Source organism: Flavobacterium terrigena (assembly GCF_900108955.1).
GTDB classification, from domain to species: Bacteria; Bacteroidota; Bacteroidia; order Flavobacteriales; family Flavobacteriaceae; genus Flavobacterium; species Flavobacterium terrigena.
This window is the reverse complement of sequence record NZ_FNYA01000005.1, coordinates 211721-228850: the sequence shown is the minus strand read 5'-3', so window position 1 is coordinate 228850 and position 17130 is coordinate 211721. Positions and strand designations below refer to the sequence as shown.

Genomic DNA, 17130 nt, shown 5'->3' with positions numbered 1-17130 from the left:
TTAACAGCATTATTTAAAAAAATAAATACATTTGCTATATCAAAAAATTTAAAACTTAAAAATAAATATTATGAAAACAGTAAAATTACTTGCATTTGCATTATTAGTAACATCAGTGTCATTTGCACAAACTAAATCTAAAAGTACAGCAAAATCTAAACCGGTTACTGTAACTCCTATGGCTTCACCTGTTGCTACTTCACCTGTTGCTACTTCACCAGCCGCTGTTCAAACGCCACAAACTCCATCTCAATTAAAATGGGAAAAAGAAACTCATGAGTTTGGAACTATTGAACAAGGGAAACCAGTTTCTTATGAATTTACATTTACAAACACTACAAACAAAGATATTACATTAACAAATGTAAAAGCTTCTTGTGGTTGTACTGCAACAAACTATACTAAAACTGCTGTTAAACCAGGAGAAAAAGGTATCGTTACTGCTACTTACAATGCTGCTGCTGGTGGTGCTTTCCACAAAACTGTAACAGTTATGACAAGTGAAGAAAATTCTGCTCCAAAAATTATTACAATTAAAGGAACAGTTAAAGTTAACGAAGTTCCAGCTGCTGTTACTCCAGCCGTATCAAAATAATATAAAAATTATTTATATATTTAATCCCGATAAGATTTACTTATCGGGATTTTTTTATGGAAAAAGTTGTAATAAATAGTCCGCTTGGATTTGTGCTTATTGAAGGAAACGAAGACGGAATTTCTAAAATTTCTGTGACTTCAGACGAAACCGTTTTGTCTGAAAGTATTCCAGCGTTATTTCATGAAGCAGTTGCACAATTGAATGAATATTTTGAGGGAAATAGAACTGATTTTCAGTTTAAAATGAATCCGAATGGCACCAATTTCCAAAAGAAAGTTTGGGAAGAATTGTTGAAAATTCCTTTCGGGAAAACCGCTTCGTATCAGGAAGTGACCAATAATTTAGGTGATCCAAAAGCGATTCGTGCTGTGGCAAATGCGAATGGTAAAAACCCACTTTGGATTGTTGTGCCATGCCATCGTGTAATTGGTTCCGATGGTTCTTTAACAGGTTATGCTGGTGGTTTGTGGCGAAAGAAATGGTTGTTGGAACATGAAAATCCTGTGAAACAACAAAGTTTATTTTAAAAATTTCCTTATATTGCTTATAAATTCTTCAGTTATGAAATTTCTAATAAAATTCTTCAAATGGTTTATCATTATCTTTAGTAGCATCATTATTTTGATGTATATTTTTGATGTTGATTATTTAATTCGTGCGGTACGAACCATTTATCTAAAAGGCTACACGACAGCTTATTTAGAAGATTATAAAGAATTTCCAAATCGTACCATTAAAAAAGGCGTAGCACAACCTTGGGCCATTTCAAAAGAATATAATAGCGTTCCATCAACTGAAACACTGAATAAAACACATAAAAAACTTCAAACAATTGCCTATTTAATTATTAAAAATGATAGTATTTGGCATGAAAGTTATTATGACGGATTTAATGCGACTTCTAAAAGCAATTCTTTTTCTGTGGCGAAAAGTATTGTTTCGGCAGCTTTAGGAAAAGCGATAATGGATGGGAAAATTAAAAGTTTAGATCAAAAAGTTGTAGATTTTTTCCCAGAATTAAAAGGAAAATTTGCCAAAGAAGTTACCGTTGGCGATTTGTCTTCGATGGCTTCCGGTTTAAGTTGGGATGAAAAATATTATAGTCCGTTTTCTATTGTAACAAGAGCGTATTTTGATGATAATTTGAAAGGAATTATTCTCGGATTAAACATAAAAAACAAACCAGGTCAAAAATTCGAATATTTAAGTGGCGCGACGCAATTGTTAGCCATGTGTATTGAAAAAGCAACAGGAAAATACTTATCAGATTATGTTTCAGAAAGTTTTTGGAAACCAATGGGAGCAGAAAACGATGCGCTTTGGCAACTAGATGAAGCCGATACTGGAATTGAAAAAGCCTACTGTTGTATCGCAAGTAATGCAAGAGATTTTGCACGTTTCGGGAAATTGTACAAGCAAAATGGAAAATGGAATGGCAAACAAATTTTAGATAGTGCTTTTGTGGCAAAATCGTTAAAACCACGTTTTGCTGCTAGTCCAGAATATGGTTATGGTTGGTGGTTGAACACAGTAAAAGGTAAAAGGATATTTTATATGCGCGGCCATTTAGGTCAGTTTGTAATTGTTATTCCCGAAGATGATCTTATTATTGTTCGATTAGGGCATTTAAAAGGCTTACAAACCACAACAGACGCACATAGTAACGATTTATACACTTATATAGAAGAAGCTTACAAAATGATAGATAGCAAGAAGAAGAAATAATTATAAACCAATATATTATGTTAAACGCCATTCAATTAGAAAATATCTTGTTTTTAGATATTGAAACCGTACCAGAATCAGAAAATTTTAGCGATTTAGACCAAGATTTTCAAGAATTATTCGCCCACAAAACACAATACCAAAGAAAAGAAGAATTTACACCTGAAGAATTTTACGAAAGAGCTGGAATTTGGGCTGAATTCGGAAAAATAGTTTGTATTTCTGTTGGATATTTTACGCAGAAACAAGGTGAAAGACAGTTTAGAGTCACCACTTTTCAAGGTGATGAAGAACGTTTGTTGATTGAATTTTCGAACTTAATTAATAATCATTTCAGTTTGCCCCAACATCTAATGTGCGGACATAACGTTAAAGAATTCGATTTCCCTTTTATCGCCAGAAGAATGTTGATTCACGGAATAAAAATTCCAGCAAAGTTGAATTTAATGGGAAAAAAGCCATGGGAAGTGCCGCATTTAGACACCTTGGAATTATGGAAGTTTGGGGATTATAAACATTTTACTTCTTTAAAATTATTAACAAAAGTTTTAGGCGTTCCTTCTCCAAAAGATGATATTGATGGAAGTGAAGTTGCCAACGTTTTTTATAAAGAAAATGACATCGACCGAATTGCAACCTATTGCGAAAAAGATGTGATTGCTGTAGCGCAAATCATTTTAAAATTGCGCTTTCAGAAATTATTATCTGACGATGAAATTTTAAAAGTTTAAAAAACAAAAGCAGTCCGAAAGACAGCTTTTGTTCTAATTACTTAGTTTATAACGCTTAAGCAATTCAATATATAAAATAGTTGTGTTGTTTATTTTATTAATTCTACCTGTAGAGAAGTTCCTTCGAAAAGTGTGATTGTATCTCCAGAATCATAATAAACACTAACAGCATCACCAGCCGCAAGAGTTACCAATTTTGTTTTTGTAAGTGTATCTTGATCTCCATTATTTGCACTTTTGAAAGTGCTTGAACCTGGTATTTTAGTACTATTTTTTCTTAAATAAAAAGAATGATTTCCATTTCCGTTCCCTCTTAAAAAACTAACAGAATAAGTTACTTTATAATCTCCTGCAACAGAAACTTTAATATTAGTTGAACTTAAAGCAACACTGTTATTTGGTCCGTTTGAGCCAAATGAAATTTCATTACCTGAAGATATAGTAGTATTTGATGTTCTAAAAAGTTCACCATATTTTTCTTTTACATTATCTAATCTGTCTTTTAAATCATCAATAGATTCCCAACTTGCTTTTCCATTAGCATCGGATCTTAAAATATTTCCATTGGCCTGATTTCCATCTACCATTTTAATATTTCCAACAACATGTAGTCTTTCGTCTGGAGAATTAGTTCCGATACCAATTTTTGAATTCGCATTTGTTGAGCCTAAAACTACTGCATAGTCTTGTGAAGTTTGTGCTTGATATCCAATAGCAGTAGCATATTGTCCAGAAACTCGTACTTCATTTCCTAATGCGATTGATTGTGGAGAAGATACACTTGAACCATATCCTAAAACTGATGCTCTTATAATACCAGGTGTAACATTTGAACCAAATCCAAGTGTAACGCTATTGAATCTATCAAATCTTGCCGCATTACTATTATTTACTTTAAAAAGTAAATCTTGACTGTTAGTTGTTCCTAAAAAATTTCCAGCTGTAATGGCGTTTCCAGTAACTTTCCAATCTGTTCCTGTTTTTGAATCTTGAAGTGAATTCCATTTCGTATCCCAATAGTAAAAACCAGGAACAATATCTGAAATGGTTGCCGTATTGTAAACTAATAAACTTGTTGTTGGACTTGGAATTGTTAGTACATCTGTAGAAGATGTTAAACTGATTCTAGGAATTAATAATCCAGAATTTGTACTGTTGATATCCAATGCCGATGATGCACTTGGATTGGTTGTGCCAATTCCAACTTGACTAAAGATACTAGTCGAATTTACTACAATAATTAGGGTTGTTAGTAGTGATTTTTTCATGTATTTGATTTTTTTTGCAAAATTACTACTACATAAAATACTGACAACCATTGTTTTGAAAAATATTTTGAAGCCTTTTTTCGTGAAATGTGTATTTGTTAAACATTTTAACTTAAAAATGATTTTTTGTTATTTTTTTACATAAAAAACAGAAATTTAATTCAATTTGTAAGAATTGACATTGGTGTATTTAAACAAATTACATGCAAAATGTTTAATTTGAAACTTTTTTATTGTGTTTCATATGTGCAAATTCATTAAAATCACAAATATTAAAGGATGTTACAAAAAATTTAACAAGTATTTTGTCGTAAGAATTTTTGAATACTCGGTTTTAGAAAAAGTTATGCTGTTTTGAATTTTCAATATATTTCTAACTTGGTAGGATACAAAAAACCCAGCAAACTAATTTGCTGGGTTTTTGTATGTTATATAGTTTTTGGCTTTTATTTTCCTGCTAAAGCATCTGTGCTAAATTTTTTAACATTTGATACGGCGTTGTCATTGTAAACAACTGCGTTAAGAGTTTTAGTAGTATAAAAATTCCAAAGTCCAACTTTTTTTCCTTGTTCAAAAGAACCTTCTGAAACTAAATTTCCTACTTCATCATATGATTTCCATAAACCGTCTGATTTACCATCTACATAATTACCTTGATGCATTACGTTACCATTAGAATGATAATATGTTACTTTAATTGTGTTTTCTGAAATTTGTTCTCCTACTGGTTGAATTTCCTGTGCAAAACCAAAAGAAGTTGCTAAAAATAAACCGCAAAATATAATTAAATTTTTCATCGTCGTTAAGATTTAGGATTAATACTATTGTAAATGTACAAAAAACATTGTAATTAACAATTAAGAAACTAAAACTTAACAATTTGGTAACATTGGAAAATTCAATACACAAAAAAAAAGCGGTCTAATTTAGACCGCCTTAAAGAATATTTTGAAATTTATTTATTGTAATAATGTAGTTCCATTAACTGTAGACCAAGCGCCATTTGTTAAACTTGCTCCTGTAGATGTTGTACTTGTTGTTAATTGTCCAGTTGGGAAAGTTGTAGTGAAAGAAGAACTTCCTGTTCCAATTTGAGTTGTACCACTTAAGATGTTAACGTTAGTTAACTTGATTTTAGAACCATTAACTTGATCTGTGTTTGTAGCAGCATCCTGAATTCTTACAGCAACAGCACCTGCAGTAGTGTATCCTTCAATTAAAATATTGCTAAAATCTCCGTTACCTTGTTTTTTAAACTGAATAGCATCATATTCTACTGAAGCATTTTCAGTTTGTGTTCCAGCTGCTCTTTTTAATGTTATACCTGAAACAACTGGCCAAAATCCATTGTTATAACTTTTCGCTTCAATTTCCATTCCGAAGTTAGCTGTTCCTGTTTGGTAAGCATACCAATTAGAATTGTTTTGTCCTTTCCAACCATCTTGCCAGTCAAAAGAATCATCATAATTTCCGTAAGAAACGGCGTTGATTAAACTTACAGTTCCACCGTAAAATTCGAAACCATCATCTGCACCTTTATAAGAAACTAAGTTTTGTAATACAGTTCCTGAACCTACAGAATAGAATGAGAAACCGTTCATTTCACTTGTTCCATCTGTAATTTTTTTACCTGCATACTCTACTCTTACGTATTTTAAACTTCCACTACTATGTAAAGCATTAGTTCCTCCATAAGGTAAAGCTAAACCATCTTCTGAAGTTGCAGAAGCTACACCACCAGTACCAACAATTGGTGCATCTCCATACATGATAATTCCACCCCAAGAACCTGGCTCTTGTGTTGTGTGTGTAAATACAACTGGTTCAGCAGCTGTACCATTAACGATTAATTTTCCTCCGTTTTCAACTACTAAAGCATCTGTTCCGTTAGAAACATCTGAAGTAATTTTTGAACCTGCTTCAATTGTTACTGTAACTCCTGATTTAATTTTTACTATTCCTCTTAAAGTATAATCACCAAAAGCATATGTTTTGCTTGTAGTAATGTCACCTGTAATTTCTCCAGTTACTGGAACTCTTGGTGTTGCAGTTTCATCTTCTTCTGAACATCCAGTAAATAATATGCTTAAAACCGTTAAGCTAAAAATTAATTTTTTCATTTTTTCGTTGTTTAATTTGTTATGGCAAATGTATTTTGGCAAGAGAAATAAAAAGTTAGCTTAGTATTATGAAATTTTTAAATGATTTTAGTCTTTGTAAACTTAATGTAAACAGAAATTCCCTTTTAAAAAGGGAATTTCTGTTTTATAACTAACTGTATTTGTTTGAATTAGAAAGTATAACCTATGTTTAATGAGAAACCAACACCTCTTTTGTAGTCTTTCATTATTAATGAAGATTCATTAATTTGAGTTGTACTTTCATCTCCAAGTTCTAATTGATAAGTTGGGTTTAAAATATTATCAACTGAGAATTTTACATCTAAGTTTTTTGATAATTTAGTATTCCAAACAAAATCTAATTTACTAAATGGTTTTTCGTATACATGATCTAATCCAGCAGTTCCAACTGCATAGATTCTTTTTCCATAAACACCATATACTAAAGTAGCCGTATTTTTTACTTCTTTTGAAAAATCAAATTCATATTTTAAATCAGAATTTACTAACCAATTTGACGCACCTTGTAAATTTCTTGTTGATGAGTTTTCAATAGAATTTGTTACTAAATCTACATTTACTTTAGTTTTCATTATTGATGAATTGAAACCCCAAGAAATGTTTTCTAATTGTTTTGAGATTCTTTCCAATTGAAAAATGAATTCTAATTCTGCACCAAATAAAACAGCTGTTTTAGAGTTTTGGAAAGAGGTTGTTTGAGCTCCACCTGTTGCAATAAATACTCTTTCAATTGGTTTTGTAATGTTTTTTCCGAAAACGCCTAAAGCTAGCATGTCTTTTTTATCAGTAAACAATTCGTATTTTAAATCGACATTAATATTTTCACTATCTTTTAAATCTTTATTTCCAATTACAGAAGAACCATCAGGATTTACATAAGTAATTGGTAATTTTTCCATAGTTACTGGTCTGGTAATCGTTTTTGAAACTGCTAAACGCATATTAGAATCGTCATTAACTGTATATTTTGTATTAATAGACGGTAAAATGTCTAATTTGTTTTCAATAACTTTCTGATAAGGGTCATCAAAAGCTGGAGCACCTAAACTTCTATATTTAATAGTTCTATCAGAATTTTCAAAACGCACACCTGCATTTACTTCAAATTTTTCACCAAAATTCAAAAACAAGTTTACATATCCTGCATTTACAAAATGATCTAGTTTTACTTTATAATCTGGATTAGATTCTTCTTGGAATTTAATGTTACCATTCGCTACATCTGATGCAATAACATCATTAATGTCATTTAAGTTAGTTGTAAAAACTGGAGAAGTTTTTAAGTTCGCTACAAATCGGTAAGTGGAATATAAATTATTTCTAAATGAATTGTATCCAACAGATAATTTATTTGTTTTGTTGTTTACTTCTTTACCAAATTTCATGTTATACTCAAACAATCCACTCATGTAATAGTTTCCTTTAACATCTAAATATTGTCTATTTAAATTGTTACCACCATATGTGATACTTATATCAGTATCGTTAACTCTATTTCCAACTATAGATTTTCTGTCAGGTTGTCCAAATGCTGTTTTTACATAAGAAAAACCAGCTTTAATACTATGTTTTTCGTTTTTAGTTAAGTTGTAATTGGCTAAAATTTGATTATTAAAATAATCTGATTGCTCAAATTGATTGATTCTTAGCCAACGATTTGGATTTGTTGTAGCATAATTTAGAACACCTATTTGATCATTAATTAAACTCTCAGTTGAACGCAAATAAAATGAAGTAACACCAATTGAACCTCTTGAACCTTTATATTTAATCCCAACTAAAGCAGAAGAAGCTGTTTGATATTTGTATTCTGAGTTTTGTACATTTTTAGTATAGGCACCATCTCCAGCTTCAAAATATCTTTCGACACCTTTTCTAATTACATATTTGTTTTCCGTGTTTAATGAAAGTATGTAACTTAAATTATTACCATCACCAACTTTAAATTTTTCTGAATGCAACAAACTAATGTTTGTGTTCATTGGACTACCAACTTTATCAACGTTCCAAGAATTTTGCTTGTGTGTTGCAGCATATTCAGTAGATGTCAAAGAATTTGCAGACGGAACACTTCCGAAAACTCCTGGTAAAGCTCTGTCTTTCTTTAAAATACCTAAAGCACCTTGAGTGGTGTTGGCATCTTCAGACATTAAAAAATCTTCACCGTTGTTCCCTGTTGTGTAGCCAAAACCAACACTTAATTTAGTTTGGCTTTTTATTGCCTCTGAAGTTTCAATATTAATTGTAGCTCCAGCAAAATCTCCAGAAATATTTGGATTAAACGTTTTGTAAACACCTAAAACTCCAACTATATCTGTTGGAAATAAATCTAATGGGATGATCTTTTTAAAAGGACTGTTTGATGGTGCTTGTAAATCGTTTACTAATAAGTTATTGTATCGATCTTCTAAACCTCTTACAAATAAACCTCTCGATTCTACTTTTGTAATTCCAGTTACTTTAGTTAAACCTTCTTCAACATCACTAATTCCTTTTCTTGACATTTCTTGTGCGCCAATACTTTGTTTAATTTCAACTGCTTTTTGTTGTTCTTTCAACAAAGCAGTTTCTTTAGTTTTGTTTGTAGTACCTGTAATTACAATTCCCTCAATACTATTTGAGTTTTCTTGTAAGGCAACATTTAAATTTAAAGTTTCATTATCAGCAACTGTAACTTGTTTTTCGAAAGTTTTGTAGCCAATAAAAGCATAAACAAGTGTGTATGAACCTGGCTTCATAGCAATTTCATAATTACCATTAATGTCAGATTCCGTATTTGTCATTATACCTTTTAAAGATATAGATGCAAAACTTACTGGTTGTTTGCTATCTTTATCAGTAATAATACCGCTAACTTTAGCCGTATTTTGTGCGAATGAGATTATTGTAAATAATAATCCGAAAAATAGAAATTTTAATTTCATTGTGGTTGTATTTATTTTGATGCAAAAATAGAACCAAGTAAATTATGCTAATGTTACGCTCAAGTTATTAGTAAGTTCACAGATTGTTAAGTTAGTGTTAACACATTAAATAATTGTAAACACGTTTTATTTGTGGTTTTTATACATAATTTTGACGCAAATTAAATTTTTTAATTACTTTTATACTTAATATGAAAAAGAGAGACATAAAGATATTATTGGTAGACGACGAACCGGACATTTTAGAAATTGTCGGGTACAACTTGGAGCAAGCCGGATATCAGGTTTTTAAAGCGGAAAACGGTAAAGATGCTGTGAAACAAGCACAAAAAGTGAAGCCGCATTTGATTATTATGGATGTGATGATGCCAGAAATGGATGGTATGGAAGCCTGCGAAAAAATTAGAGAAAATCCAGAATTAAAAGATACAATTATTACTTTTTTAACAGCTAGAAGTGAAGATTATTCACAAGTTGCCGGTTTTGATGTGGGTGCCGACGATTATATCGCCAAACCAATTAAACCAAAGTTATTAGTAAGTAAAGTAAAAGGTTTATTACGAAGATTAAAAGATGAAGAAGCAGAAAACTCTGAAACGTTATCTGTTGGAAATTTATTAATCAACCGTGAAGAATATAAAATCATTAAAGACGGAGTAACTATCGTTTTACCAAGAAAAGAGTTTGAATTACTATATTTATTAGCTTCAAAACCAGGTAAAGTTTTCACAAGAGCCGAAATTTTAGATAAAGTTTGGGGTAATGAAGTAATTGTTGGTGGAAGAACTATCGATGTACACATTAGAAAACTTCGTGAAAAAATTGATGAAGACGTTTTTAAAACTATTAAAGGTGTAGGTTACAAAATTGAATTAAATGGCGATTAATTTCAAGAAATCTTACAAGTTTGCCTTTAAATCATCTGTTTATATTTCATTATTTGTTGTATGCAGTTTGTTGATTTATAACTACTTTGTACAGCATATTAACTTATTCATTTTATTTGCATTTCCCATAACGCTATTTGTTTTTAGTTTCTTTCTAATACAATATAGAGTAGAAGTTTTTATATACAAACGCATCAAAAAATTATACGATGAGGTTTCTATTTTAGATGCGACTTCCCTGAAAAACAAAATCGTTACAACGGATATTTCTTCTTTAACTAACGATATTCGAAATTTCGCCAAAGAGAAAAAAATCGAAATTGAATCGTTAAATATTCGTGAAGAATACAGACGTGAATTCCTTGGAAATATTTCGCATGAGTTGAAAACGCCTTTGTTCACCGTTCAAGGTTATTTAGATACGCTTATTGAAGGTGGTGCGATAAAAGACAAAACGTTACGAGTAAAATACATCGAACGCGCTTCAAAAGGTGTGGAAAGACTAATTCATATTGTGCAAGATTTAGATATGATTTCTAAATTTGAAGTCGGCGATTTGAACTTAGACATCACCAAATTTGATATTATTACTGAAATTCAGAATGTTTTCGATTTACTTGAAATGAAAGCTGATGCCAAGAATATCATTTTAATGTTCGATGAAAAATACATTTCTCCAATTCATGTATATGCCGATAAAGATAAAATTCAGCAAGTTTTAACCAACTTAGTTATGAATTCTATCAAATACGGAAAAGAAAACGGTACGACGGAAATTTCTGTAGAAAAAATCAACAAGAATAAAGTCTTGGTTCGTATTCAAGATAATGGTGACGGAATTGAACAACAGCATATCTCTCGAATTTTTGAACGTTTTTTCAGAATCAACAAAAGTGGTTCACGCGAAGAAGGCGGTTCTGGTTTAGGATTAGCCATTGTGAAACATATTATTGAGGCACACAACGAAAAAATATTTGTGCAAAGTACTTATAAAAAAGGATCAGAGTTTTCATTTACCTTGAAAACAAGCAAATAATTCGGTCCAATTTTGGTTGAAATTATAGGTTCTAAAACCCGTATAAATATCAATTTTCTGTAATTTGTCTAAAGTGAATTTATGCTGAGCACAACTTGGTACACTTCCTTCTTTTTTTAGTTTTTTAGCCAAATATTCTTGTTCAAATTGTCCTGGAGTGGGAATTAAAAAGGCTTTCGCACCTAAAAAAGCCAAATCCATTATTGAAGAATAACCAGAACGACAAATGATATATTCACTTTCTTGAATCGCAATTTCCAATTCGTCGGCTTCCATATAATTATAAAACGTGAAATTGTTTTCATAAGCAATTTTTTGTTCGGCTTCCACCAATCCTTTTACAAGAAGAATCGAACCTTTAAATTCAGCTAATTCTATTCGTAGTTTCTCTTCCAATAAAGTACGTTGCGGTTCTGGACCAGATAAAATGACAAGTAAATCGTTCTTTTTTGGTAAATTTCTTTTCTTAAATCGAGTTAACGGGCCAATGAATTTGATGTTTTTTAAATTCGAATTTTCATGACTTAATCTTCCACTTAAATTCAGACTTTCAGAAGCATCCGGCACCCAACATTGTTTATATTTCTTAATGAAATGTTGATGAAACTTGCTCGAAATCCAACTCGTATTTCCAGACAACACATTGACTTGATGCGTAATATAAACAGATGGAATTTTAGAAGAGAAAATCCCCATTCTATTGTCTGAAATGATGCCAGAAATAGCGTGTTTTTTTATGATTCCTTTTAATACTTTTTTTTCTTTTCGAATCGCAAAAAACAATTTCGGTAATTGCTTAAATATTTTGAATCTGAAATTTTCTCCTTTTTCTGAATACTGAATATTATAATCAGGTAAGGTTTCAAAAATATCGTTTGGAAATTCTTTTTTTAATAAATGTAACGAAGCACCATCACTTGCAATAATAGGCGTAAAATTATTCTCCTTTAAAGCATATATAATTGGAATACAACGAGATGCATGACCTAATCCCCAGTTTAAAGGCGCTATAAGTATTTTTTTAGAGGTATTCATGTTTGAAATTTTTATTTTCAATTTGGGGTAAAGAAAATAATGTGTTTAATTTTTTACAAAGATAGATACTTTAATTTTATACTTTTGCATTATAAAATTAATTGTTGTGGGAAGTAAAAATAAATTAAAAAGATTTAACGAAAACCTAACGTTCTCTAATGTGTTTCAGCCAACTAGAGAAGAAGTGGTGAGCGATAGTTTAGCATTAAAAGGAAAGTGGAATACCGATTTCTTTAAAAATAATAACCCGATTGTATTGGAATTAGGTTGTGGAAAAGGAGAATATTCAGTTGGATTAGCAGAAAGATATCCAAATAAAAACTTCATTGGAGTTGATATTAAAGGTGCTCGTTTTTGGCGTGGTGCGAAAACTGCTGTGGAAAACGGTTTAAATAATGTAGCTTTTCTTCGTACACAAATTGAATTAATTAAACATTGCTTTGCAGAAAATGAAGTAGATGAAATTTGGATTACTTTTCCAGATCCGCAAATTAAATACAAGCGTACAAAACACCGTATGACGAATTCTGAGTTTCTTCAGAATTATAAAAAAATACTAAAACCAGATGGTTTAATGCACTTAAAAACCGATAGCGAATTTATGCACGGTTATACTTTAGGTTTATTACACGGTGAAGGACACGAGGTTTTATATGCAAATCATAACGTATACAACAACGCTGGCGCACCAGAAGAAGTAACGAGTATTCAAACTTTTTACGAAAGTCAGTATTTAGAAATAAATAAAAGCATAACTTACATCCAATTTAAAATTAAATAGTGTCAGTACTTTTTGCTTTTGCTTTTGCAATTTTGTTTTCATTTGTAGGTGTTTTGCCACCTGGAATTGTGAACATGACTGTAGCGAATTATAGCGTAAAAAAATCATTAAAAAGAGCCAAAAAATTTATAAACGGAGCGCTTTTAATCGTTTTTGTTCAAAGTATTTTGGCGTTTTATTTTGCTACTTTTTTAGAAAGTCATCCACAAGTGATGAATAATTTAAAATTAGTTGGAAGTGTGGTTTTCATTCTGTTAACCATCTTTTTTTTAGGTAAAGGCATTCAAAATTTTATTGGTTCTAAAGAGGAAATAAAGAAGAAATCCACCAAAAGTAAAATGAAACCGTTTTTACATGGTGTTTTTATTTCGGGATTAAATGTGTTCCCTATTCCATATTATGCTTTTGTGAGTTTGTATTTATCGGCTTTTATTGAAGATTTCTTTACTAATTTAGTAGGTGTTGCTTTTGTTTTTGGAGTGACTTTAGGAACTTTCATTGTGTTTTTATGTTATGCCTATTTGTTTAGAAAAATTAAGCATAAAGTGGCTTTTTTTATTAAAAACATCAATTTTATAATCGCCATTATTACAGGTTTAATTGCCTTTTTTACGATTTATAACTTGAATAAATAAATTAATTGAAAATAAAAGAAGACAACTTTTTTGAACGTGTGTACGAAGTCGCCCGACAAATTCCATACGGTAAAGTGACTTCCTATGGTGCCATTGCTAAAGCTTTAGGCGCAGGTCGTTCTGCGAGAATGGTTGGTTGGGCCATGAATGCTTGCCACGGAAGAGAAGATATTCCAGCTCATCGCGTAGTGAACCGTTTAGGACTTTTAACCGGGAAGCACCATTTTGAAGGCACCAACCTAATGCAACAATTACTAGAAAGCGAAGGAATTCAAGTCATTGACAATCAAATTATAGATTTCAAAAAACACTTCTGGGAGCCGGATTTTTAGGATATAAAACCCCAATAAACAAACCTTATACTCTCATCAAAACTTTTTTCAGAGATAAACTACAAACTTTTAAACTTCTTACTATCTTTGCAATCTAAAATCAGTTTAAATAAACATAATGAAATTAGATAGAAAAGATATTCTTGCAGCTTTGGAAACCATTTCAATTGCTGGTGAAGGTAAAAATATGGTAGAAAGTGGTGCGGTTCAAAACGTAGTAACTTTTGGTGATGAAATTGTGGTAGATGTAGTGTTAACCACTCCAGCTTTACATATAAAAAATCGTGCGGAAGCAGATATTAAGAAGGTAATTGCTGAAAAAATAAATGCTGAGGCGAAAGTTAAGGTAAATATTAAAGTAGAAGCGCCAACTAAAGAAGAAGCCAATACGATTAAAGGAAAACAAATTCCTGGAATTAGCAATATTATTGCTGTTTCTTCAGGAAAAGGTGGTGTTGGAAAATCTACAATTACAGCAAATTTAGCAGTAGCTTTATCTAAAATGGGTTTCAAAGTTGGAATTTTAGATGCCGATATTTACGGACCATCAATGCCAATTATGTTCGATGTAGAATCAGCAAAACCTATTTCAGTTGAAATTGACGGAAAATCGAAAATGCAACCGGTACAAAGTTATGGAGTTGAGATTTTATCTATCGGATTTTTCACAAAACCAGACCAAGCGGTTATTTGGCGTGGACCAATGGCTTCTAAAGCTTTAAATCAAATGATTTTTGATGCCAATTGGGGAGAATTAGATTTCATGTTAATCGATTTACCTCCAGGTACAGGTGATATTCACTTGTCAATTATGCAGTCGTTGCCAATTACTGGCGCGGTTGTAGTAAGTACACCTCAAGCAGTTGCTTTAGCGGATGCGAAAAAAGGAGTTTCTATGTTTATGTCAGATTCTATTCAAGTTCCTGTATTGGGAATTATAGAAAATATGGCGTATTTCACTCCAGAAGAGCTTCCTGATAATAAATATTATATCTTTGGAAAAGAAGGTGCGAAAAATTTAGCAGAAGATTTAGAAGTTCCGTTTTTAGGCGAAGTGCCTTTAGTACAAAGTATTAGAGAAGCTGGAGATTACGGAAGACCAGCAGCAATGCAAACAGGTACAATTTTAGAAACAGTGTTCGAAGAATTAGCCAGAAACGTAGTGGAAGAAACGGTAAAAAGAAACGAAAATTTACCAGCTACAGAAGCAATAAAAATTACAACAATGGCAGGATGTTCTGCTGTGAAAAAATAGACATTTTAAATTTCTTAGGCGAAAGTCTAAAAATCTAAAGATTCTAATAATCTATAAAGTCTAAAAAAATGACAGAAATTGAAATAAACGAAAATATCGAGAAAGCGTTAAGCGAAATTCGTCCATTTTTAAATTCAGATGGTGGCGATATTGAATTGGTAGAAGTACTTGAAGGAAAACACGTAAAAGTGCGTTTGCAAGGCGCTTGTACGAGCTGTAGTTTGAGTATCAGCACTATGAAAGCTGGTGTAGAAACTACCATAAAAAAGTATGTACCACAAATTGAAACCGTAGAAAACATAGCTTAATTTTTTCTACCTGATAAATGTCATAAAAAAACACGTTACAATTTTATTCCTTTGTAACACCAAATTAAAAAAAATGATTGAAACAGATATATTGATAATTGGAGCGGGTCCAACAGGGCTTTTTGCTGTTTTTGAAGCCGGTTTATTACAATTAAAATGTCATATTATTGACGCTCTTCCTCAGCCAGGTGGGCAGTTAGCAGAATTATATCCTAAAAAACCTATTTTTGATATTCCAGGTTATCCTGAAGTATTGGCGGGCGATTTAGTGACGAATTTAATGGAACAAATTAAGCAATTTCAACCAGGTTTTACTTTGGCTGAAACAGCTGAAACCATTGAAAAATTAGAAGATGGTTCGTTTATTGTTACAACAAATAAAGGAACACAACATAAAGCGAAAGCAATTGCTATTGCTGGTGGTTTAGGAACTTTCGAACCAAGAAAACCGATTTTAAAAGACATAGATTTTTACGATAAAGAAGATCGTGGTGTTGATTATTTTGTAAAAGATCCAGAGAAATATCGCAATAAAAATATCGTTATTGCTGGTGGTGGAGATTCAGCTTTAGATTGGAGTATTTTTCTTTCTAATGTAGCTTCATCAGTAACTTTAATTCACAGAAGAAACGAATTTCGTGGTGCTTTAGATTCAGTAGAGAAAGTACAAGAATTAAAATCAGCAGGTAAAATTAAATTAATTACACCTGCAGAAGTTGTTGGTTTTAAAGGAACAGAAAGAATCGAATCAATTGATGTTGAAATAAATGGCGCACGCATGAATGTGCCAACGGATTATTTTATTCCACTTTTCGGATTAACTCCAAAATTAGGTGCAATTGCCAATTGGGGATTAGAAATTGAAAAGAACGCGATTAAAGTAAATAACGCTTTAGACTATCAAACCAATATTGACGGAATTTACGCTATTGGTGATGTAAATATTTATCCAGGGAAATTAAAGTTGATTTTATGTGGTTTCCACGAAGCGACTTTAATGTGTCAAAGTGTATATAACCGAATTAATCCAGGAAAACGTTATGTTTTAAAATATACGACTGTTTCTGGAGTAGACGGTTTTGATGGAACAAGAAAAGAAGCCGAAAAAGCGGTTGTAAAATCAATAGATTAATGAGTCAAGACGTTACGATATATATTACGGATAGAAATGGTGTTAATCACGAAGTACAAGCACCAACAGACATGAATATGAATGTGATGGAGCTTATCCGTTCGTATGAATTAGCCGAAGAAGGTACGATTGGAATTTGTGGCGGAATGGCAATGTGTGCTTCTTGTCAATGTTACGTGTTGAATGATGTGTTGCAATCGGAAAGAAATGACGATGAAGAAGCCATGTTAGCCGATGCGTATCACGTAAAAGACAACAGTCGATTGGGTTGCCAAATTCATATTACCGAAGATTTAGAAGGTTTGCGATTGGAAATTGCACCGGAACAATAAATAAAAAAGC

Annotated in this window: 18 protein-coding genes; 13 read left to right on the top strand and 5 right to left on the bottom strand. The window is 31.6% G+C overall.

The features are described 5' to 3' along the window. Positions 1 to 70: 70 nt before the first annotated feature. From BMX42_RS10160 to BMX42_RS10145, 4 genes are read left to right on the top strand one after another with little or no spacing between them, the layout of a single operon-like run. The gene (locus tag BMX42_RS10160; RefSeq protein WP_091313303.1) at positions 71 to 595 is read left to right on the top strand and encodes a DUF1573 domain-containing protein; all 525 of its coding nucleotides are present in this window, start codon (positions 71 to 73) and stop codon (positions 593 to 595) included. Positions 596 to 651: 56 nt separating this feature from the next. Beyond that, positions 652 to 1125 carry a methylated-DNA--[protein]-cysteine S-methyltransferase gene (locus tag BMX42_RS10155; protein WP_091313297.1) on the top strand — a complete coding sequence of 158 codons (474 nt, stop codon included), beginning with the start codon at positions 652 to 654 and terminating at the stop codon, positions 1123 to 1125. Between the two features lie 34 nt (positions 1126 to 1159). Then, the gene (locus BMX42_RS10150; protein ID WP_091313294.1) at positions 1160 to 2323 is read left to right on the top strand and encodes a serine hydrolase domain-containing protein; all 1164 of its coding nucleotides are present in this window, start codon (positions 1160 to 1162) and stop codon (positions 2321 to 2323) included. Positions 2324 to 2340: 17 nt separating this feature from the next. Further along, positions 2341 to 3054, top strand: coding sequence for a 3'-5' exonuclease (locus BMX42_RS10145; RefSeq protein WP_091313289.1), 714 nt, complete (start codon positions 2341 to 2343; stop codon positions 3052 to 3054). A gap of 89 nt (positions 3055 to 3143) precedes the next feature. On the opposite strand, the gene BMX42_RS10140 is transcribed toward BMX42_RS10145, so the two are convergent. The 4 genes from BMX42_RS10140 to BMX42_RS10125 form a co-directional block, all read right to left on the bottom strand. Next, positions 3144 to 4322, bottom strand: coding sequence for a hypothetical protein (locus BMX42_RS10140; RefSeq protein WP_177169159.1), 1179 nt, complete (start codon positions 4320 to 4322; stop codon positions 3144 to 3146). 446 nt (positions 4323 to 4768) lie between these two features. Beyond that, positions 4769 to 5119 (bottom strand): toxin-antitoxin system YwqK family antitoxin, encoded by a 351-nt coding sequence (locus BMX42_RS10135; RefSeq protein WP_091313281.1) that lies wholly within the window; start codon positions 5117 to 5119, stop codon positions 4769 to 4771. Positions 5120 to 5281: 162 nt separating this feature from the next. Continuing rightward, positions 5282 to 6442, bottom strand: a complete 1161-nt coding sequence (locus BMX42_RS10130) for a hypothetical protein (RefSeq protein WP_091313278.1) — start codon at positions 6440 to 6442, stop codon at positions 5282 to 5284. Between the two features lie 170 nt (positions 6443 to 6612). Next, positions 6613 to 9387: a TonB-dependent receptor gene (locus tag BMX42_RS10125; RefSeq protein ID WP_091313274.1), complete on the bottom strand. Its 2775-nt coding sequence runs from the start codon at positions 9385 to 9387 to the stop codon at positions 6613 to 6615. 191 nt (positions 9388 to 9578) lie between these two features. On the opposite strand from BMX42_RS10125, the gene BMX42_RS10120 reads away from it, so the two are divergent. Then, complete coding sequence (locus tag BMX42_RS10120) at positions 9579 to 10274, top strand: response regulator transcription factor (protein ID WP_091313271.1); 696 nt, start codon at positions 9579 to 9581, stop codon at positions 10272 to 10274. After that, on the top strand, positions 10264 to 11310 hold the full coding sequence (locus BMX42_RS10115; RefSeq protein ID WP_091313268.1) for a sensor histidine kinase: 1047 nt from the start codon (positions 10264 to 10266) through the stop codon (positions 11308 to 11310). The genes BMX42_RS10120 and BMX42_RS10115 overlap by 11 nt, the downstream gene beginning before the upstream one ends. On the opposite strand, the gene BMX42_RS10110 is transcribed toward BMX42_RS10115, so the two are convergent. Further along, positions 11284 to 12345: a glycosyltransferase gene (locus BMX42_RS10110; RefSeq protein ID WP_091313414.1), complete on the bottom strand. Its 1062-nt coding sequence runs from the start codon at positions 12343 to 12345 to the stop codon at positions 11284 to 11286. The two genes, BMX42_RS10115 and BMX42_RS10110, sit on opposite strands and share 27 nt — an antisense overlap. Positions 12346 to 12451: 106 nt before the next feature. Here BMX42_RS10110 and trmB point away from each other — a divergent pair, with 106 nt between their 5' ends. The 7 genes from trmB (at position 12452) to BMX42_RS10075 (ending at position 17120) form a co-directional block, all read left to right on the top strand. Continuing rightward, on the top strand, positions 12452 to 13126 hold the full coding sequence (trmB, locus tag BMX42_RS10105) for a tRNA (guanosine(46)-N7)-methyltransferase TrmB (protein WP_091313264.1): 675 nt from the start codon (positions 12452 to 12454) through the stop codon (positions 13124 to 13126). Beyond that, positions 13126 to 13761, top strand: coding sequence for a LysE family transporter (locus BMX42_RS10100; RefSeq protein ID WP_143055634.1), 636 nt, complete (start codon positions 13126 to 13128; stop codon positions 13759 to 13761). The genes trmB and BMX42_RS10100 overlap by 1 nt, the downstream gene beginning before the upstream one ends. Before the next feature lie 11 nt (positions 13762 to 13772). Then, the gene (locus BMX42_RS10095; protein ID WP_091313411.1) at positions 13773 to 14093 is read left to right on the top strand and encodes an MGMT family protein; all 321 of its coding nucleotides are present in this window, start codon (positions 13773 to 13775) and stop codon (positions 14091 to 14093) included. A gap of 118 nt (positions 14094 to 14211) precedes the next feature. Next, complete coding sequence (locus tag BMX42_RS10090) at positions 14212 to 15348, top strand: Mrp/NBP35 family ATP-binding protein (protein WP_177169158.1); 1137 nt, start codon at positions 14212 to 14214, stop codon at positions 15346 to 15348. A gap of 68 nt (positions 15349 to 15416) precedes the next feature. Next, positions 15417 to 15656: a NifU family protein gene (locus BMX42_RS10085; RefSeq protein ID WP_091313256.1), complete on the top strand. Its 240-nt coding sequence runs from the start codon at positions 15417 to 15419 to the stop codon at positions 15654 to 15656. A 73-nt stretch (positions 15657 to 15729) separates the two neighbouring features. Further along, positions 15730 to 16788 carry an NAD(P)/FAD-dependent oxidoreductase gene (locus BMX42_RS10080; protein ID WP_091313253.1) on the top strand — a complete coding sequence of 353 codons (1059 nt, stop codon included), beginning with the start codon at positions 15730 to 15732 and terminating at the stop codon, positions 16786 to 16788. Then, positions 16788 to 17120: a 2Fe-2S iron-sulfur cluster-binding protein gene (locus BMX42_RS10075; RefSeq protein ID WP_091313250.1), complete on the top strand. Its 333-nt coding sequence runs from the start codon at positions 16788 to 16790 to the stop codon at positions 17118 to 17120. Before BMX42_RS10080 ends, BMX42_RS10075 begins: the two co-directional genes overlap by 1 nt. The last annotated feature ends 10 nt before the right edge of the window (positions 17121 to 17130 follow it).

What these genes read in the sequence shown, in the direction of transcription:
- BMX42_RS10160 (WP_091313303.1), top strand. Translation starts at nt 71, where the DNA reads ATGAAAACAGTAAAATTACTTGCATTTGCATTATTAGTAACATCAGTG.
- BMX42_RS10110 (WP_091313414.1), bottom strand. Translation starts at nt 12,345, where the DNA reads ATGAATACCTCTAAAAAAATACTTATAGCGCCTTTAAACTGGGGATTA.
- BMX42_RS10125 (WP_091313274.1), bottom strand. Translation starts at nt 9,387, where the DNA reads ATGAAATTAAAATTTCTATTTTTCGGATTATTATTTACAATAATCTCA.
- BMX42_RS10085 (WP_091313256.1), top strand. Translation starts at nt 15,417, where the DNA reads ATGACAGAAATTGAAATAAACGAAAATATCGAGAAAGCGTTAAGCGAA.
- BMX42_RS10140 (WP_177169159.1), bottom strand. Translation starts at nt 4,322, where the DNA reads ATGAAAAAATCACTACTAACAACCCTAATTATTGTAGTAAATTCGACT.
- BMX42_RS10155 (WP_091313297.1), top strand. Translation starts at nt 652, where the DNA reads ATGGAAAAAGTTGTAATAAATAGTCCGCTTGGATTTGTGCTTATTGAA.
- BMX42_RS10090 (WP_177169158.1), top strand. Translation starts at nt 14,212, where the DNA reads ATGAAATTAGATAGAAAAGATATTCTTGCAGCTTTGGAAACCATTTCA.
- BMX42_RS10130 (WP_091313278.1), bottom strand. Translation starts at nt 6,442, where the DNA reads ATGAAAAAATTAATTTTTAGCTTAACGGTTTTAAGCATATTATTTACT.
- BMX42_RS10120 (WP_091313271.1), top strand. Translation starts at nt 9,579, where the DNA reads ATGAAAAAGAGAGACATAAAGATATTATTGGTAGACGACGAACCGGAC.
- BMX42_RS10115 (WP_091313268.1), top strand. Translation starts at nt 10,264, where the DNA reads ATGGCGATTAATTTCAAGAAATCTTACAAGTTTGCCTTTAAATCATCT.
- BMX42_RS10075 (WP_091313250.1), top strand. Translation starts at nt 16,788, where the DNA reads ATGAGTCAAGACGTTACGATATATATTACGGATAGAAATGGTGTTAAT.
- BMX42_RS10145 (WP_091313289.1), top strand. Translation starts at nt 2,341, where the DNA reads ATGTTAAACGCCATTCAATTAGAAAATATCTTGTTTTTAGATATTGAA.
- BMX42_RS10135 (WP_091313281.1), bottom strand. Translation starts at nt 5,119, where the DNA reads ATGAAAAATTTAATTATATTTTGCGGTTTATTTTTAGCAACTTCTTTT.
- BMX42_RS10150 (WP_091313294.1), top strand. Translation starts at nt 1,160, where the DNA reads ATGAAATTTCTAATAAAATTCTTCAAATGGTTTATCATTATCTTTAGT.
- BMX42_RS10080 (WP_091313253.1), top strand. Translation starts at nt 15,730, where the DNA reads ATGATTGAAACAGATATATTGATAATTGGAGCGGGTCCAACAGGGCTT.